Origin of the sequence: Spirillospora sp. NPDC049652, assembly GCF_040675125.1 — a bacterium.
GTDB lineage: Bacteria > Actinomycetota > Actinomycetes > Streptosporangiales > Streptosporangiaceae > Spirillospora.
Genome location: NZ_JBFAOF010000904.1, coordinates 1 through 2898, shown reverse-complemented (window position 1 = coordinate 2898; position 2898 = coordinate 1). Strand labels below are relative to the sequence as shown.

4 protein-coding genes are annotated in these 2898 nt (G+C 74.9%); 2 read left to right on the top strand and 2 right to left on the bottom strand.

The genetic code is table 11. The features are described 5' to 3' along the window. Nucleotides 1-371, top strand: a 371-nt coding sequence (locus tag AB0J52_RS34650; RefSeq protein ID WP_500187122.1) for a hypothetical protein, incomplete at its 5' end; no start/stop codon positions are given. Here the strand turns inward: AB0J52_RS34650 and AB0J52_RS34645 are convergent. Both AB0J52_RS34645 and AB0J52_RS34640 read right to left on the bottom strand, forming a co-directional pair. Further along, a complete protein-coding gene (locus AB0J52_RS34645) occupies nucleotides 286-1569 on the bottom strand; it encodes an MFS transporter (protein ID WP_500187121.1) in 1284 nt (427 codons plus the stop codon). The genes AB0J52_RS34650 and AB0J52_RS34645 overlap by 86 nt on opposite strands. Nucleotides 1570-1649: 80 nt before the next feature. Next, on the bottom strand, nucleotides 1650-2270 hold the full coding sequence (locus tag AB0J52_RS34640; protein ID WP_500187120.1) for an HAD family hydrolase: 621 nt from the start codon (nucleotides 2268-2270) through the stop codon (nucleotides 1650-1652). A 122-nt stretch (nucleotides 2271-2392) separates the two neighbouring features. Between AB0J52_RS34640 and AB0J52_RS34635 the strand changes: the two genes are divergently transcribed. Beyond that, nucleotides 2393-2898, top strand: a 506-nt coding sequence (locus AB0J52_RS34635; protein WP_500187118.1) for a DeoR/GlpR family DNA-binding transcription regulator, incomplete at its 3' end; no start/stop codon positions are given.

The following is a 2898-nucleotide window of genomic DNA, read 5'->3' as shown; positions in this document are numbered from 1 at the left end:
GCTGGACGCTCGACGTGGCCGTCCAGCCCGAGGACGCCGTGGTGAACGGGCAGGCCCCGGTCCCGGGTGTGCCGCTCGGCGACGCCGCGCTGCGGGCGTTCGAGCCGGTGCTCGCGGCGATGCCGCTGCGGCACCGGCTGCCGCTGCTGCTCGCCGACGCGGAGGGCTGCACGGAGGACGAGGCGGCGTGGCTGCTCGGTCTCACGAGGGCCGACTTCCTGGTCCTGCTGCACGGCGGGCGGACCGCGCTGCACGCGGCGTCCCCGGTCCCCCGGCAGGCCGACGTCACGCCCGGCGGGTCCGCTCCGGACGGTCTGTCGGACCGGGGGCGCAGTCGGCTGCTGACCGCGTTCCGCGGCGTCCGCCTCTGACCCGCCTCGGGACGTCCGCCGGCGCCGCCCCCGTGCCCGTCGCCGGGAGCGCCCTGATCGCGAGCGCGGTCGCGAGCGACGCGGCGGCCAGCGCCGCCAGCACGGTGGGGATCACGCCCGGTCCCCACCGTCCTGCCGCGCCGCCGATCGCGCTGGGCAGCACGCCGCCGAGCATGGATCCCGCGATCACGTAGGACGTCACGCCGCAGGCGCCCGGCCTCTTCTCGGTCAGCCAGACCAGGCCGGTCGGGAACAGCGGACCGACACCGAGCCCGGCCAGGACGTATCCGGCGGGCGCGGCGGGACCGGCATGCGCCAGCAGCAGCCCGGCCAGCATCACCGCCAGGGACGCCAGCAGGATCCGCTGCGCGGTGAAGTGCCGGGCGACCGGGCTGATCGCGAACCGCACGCCGGTCATGGCCAGCCAGAACGTGGAGGTGGCCATCGCGGCCGGCCCGGCCGTCCAGCCGAGCCCGACCAGGTGGGTGGTCTCCCAGCCGCCGATCCCGGACTCGACGCCGACGTGCAGCACGAAGAAGGCCGTGAACAGCGCGGTCATCCGCCCCGCCGCCGCCCGGCGGACGCCCCGGGACGCCGCCGCCGTCCGGGGCGGGCCGCCGCCGACGCCCCGCACGGTGCCGAGCACCGCGAGGGACAGCAGCGCGCACGCGGCGAAGGCCCACGGGTACATGCGTCCCGGCAGCGCCCCCACGAGCAGCGGCGCGAGGACGGCCCCGACACCGAAGTTGCCGTGGAGCAGGTTCAGCATGCCGGTGCTGCTCTTGCCGCCCGTCCCGTAGAACTCGATGAACAGCTCGTTCACGCCGACATCGATCCAGCCGAACCCGACTCCGGCGACGAACGCCGCGCCGAGCGCCGCCGGCCAGGACGGGGCCAGGGCGAACCCGGCGCAGCCGGCCGCGATCGCGATCAGCGCGGCGGCGAGGAACGACCGGTTGCCGATCCGCCGCAGTCGCGGGGTGCCGAGCACGCCGAGCAGCGCGCCGACGAAGTGCACCGACAGCGCGAGCCCGACGGCCCCGGACGACAGCCCGAAGCGCTCGCGCATCATCGGGGCCGCCGGGCCGTACAGCGCCTGGAGGACGCCGATCACCACGAACGACACGCACATCCCGGCCATCGCCGTCCGGTCGAACCGCGTCGGCCCCCGGTCGGGGAACCGCACGGGCGCCGCCACCGGCTCGGAAGTCGGCTCAGGCGGCGGGTCGGGCGGCGGCTCGGGCGGCGGAACGGAAGCCGACTCGGGCGGCGGGGCGGTCACCGAGGCCCGGCCATGGACGCGGGCAGGAGGAACGCCAGGTCGGCCCAGAGCTTCGCGGCGTCCTGGAACAGCAGGGCCCGCATGCCGGCGCCCTCGGCCGCGTCCACGTTCTCGACCCGGTCGTCGATGAACAGGACGTTCTCGGGCCGGGCGCCGAGAATCGCACACGTCCGGTGGTAGATCTGCGGATCGGGTTTCGCCATGCGCAGGTCGGCGCTGTACAGCCGGTGCCGGAACGCCGCCGCCCAGCCCTCCCCGTCGATGACCCGGGCCAGTTCCGGCGGGGCGTTGGACAGCAGCGCCAAGGGCGTGCCGCGCGCGGCGAGCATGCCGACGATCTCCAGCGTCCCCGGGTCGAGCTCCAGCCGGGCGCTGAGGTCGAGGGCCGTCAGCCGTTCGACATCGGCCTGGTCGGCGGGCCTGCCGAGCCGTGCGAACACCGCGTGCCAGAAGGCGCGGGCGTCCACGGAGCCGGTGTCGTAGTCGGCGCGGTGGCGCCGGAACGCGGGCCAGAACCGGGCGGGCTCCACGCCCACGGCGTCCGCCAGCCGCCGTCCGGCCTTCCGGGACGGCGGCCTGCCGACCACCCCTCCGTAGTCGAAGACGATCCAGTCCACGCTCCGGTCCACGTGCCGCCTCGCTCTCGGGGGTCTGCGAGTGAAACTTGACTTATGAACACCTATCACGTGAGATTGAACATGTGGAAGGTTTGAATCGACATCTTGAGATCATCGAACGGTTGCGGACGAGCGAGCGCGTGACCGTGGCGGAGCTCGCCGCCGCGACCGGCTGCTCGGAGATGACCATCCGCCGCGACCTGGACCAGCTCGCGGAGCAGGGGGTCCTGCGGCGCGTCCGGGGCGGCGCGGTCAGCCTGCTGCTGCGCGGCGAGAACCCGCCGTTCGCGCTGCGCGAGCACGAGGCCGTGGAGGCCAAGCGGGCCATCGCCGCGAAGGTGGACGCCATGGTCTCCGACGGCGAGTCGGTGATCCTCGACAGCGGCACCACCACGCTGGGGGTCGCCCGGCTGCTGGCGAACCGGCGCGTCACCGCGATCCCCCTGGACCTCTACTCGCTGAACGCGCTCAGCACCGCGCCGGACGTCCGCCTGCTGGTCCCCGGCGGGCAGATGCTCCAGGGCACCTGGCTGCTGACCGGCCACCTGACCGAGGCGTCGCTCGGCGCGCTGCGCGTGGACACGGCCGTCATCGCGGTGTGCGGCCTGTCGGCGGAGCACGGGCTGAC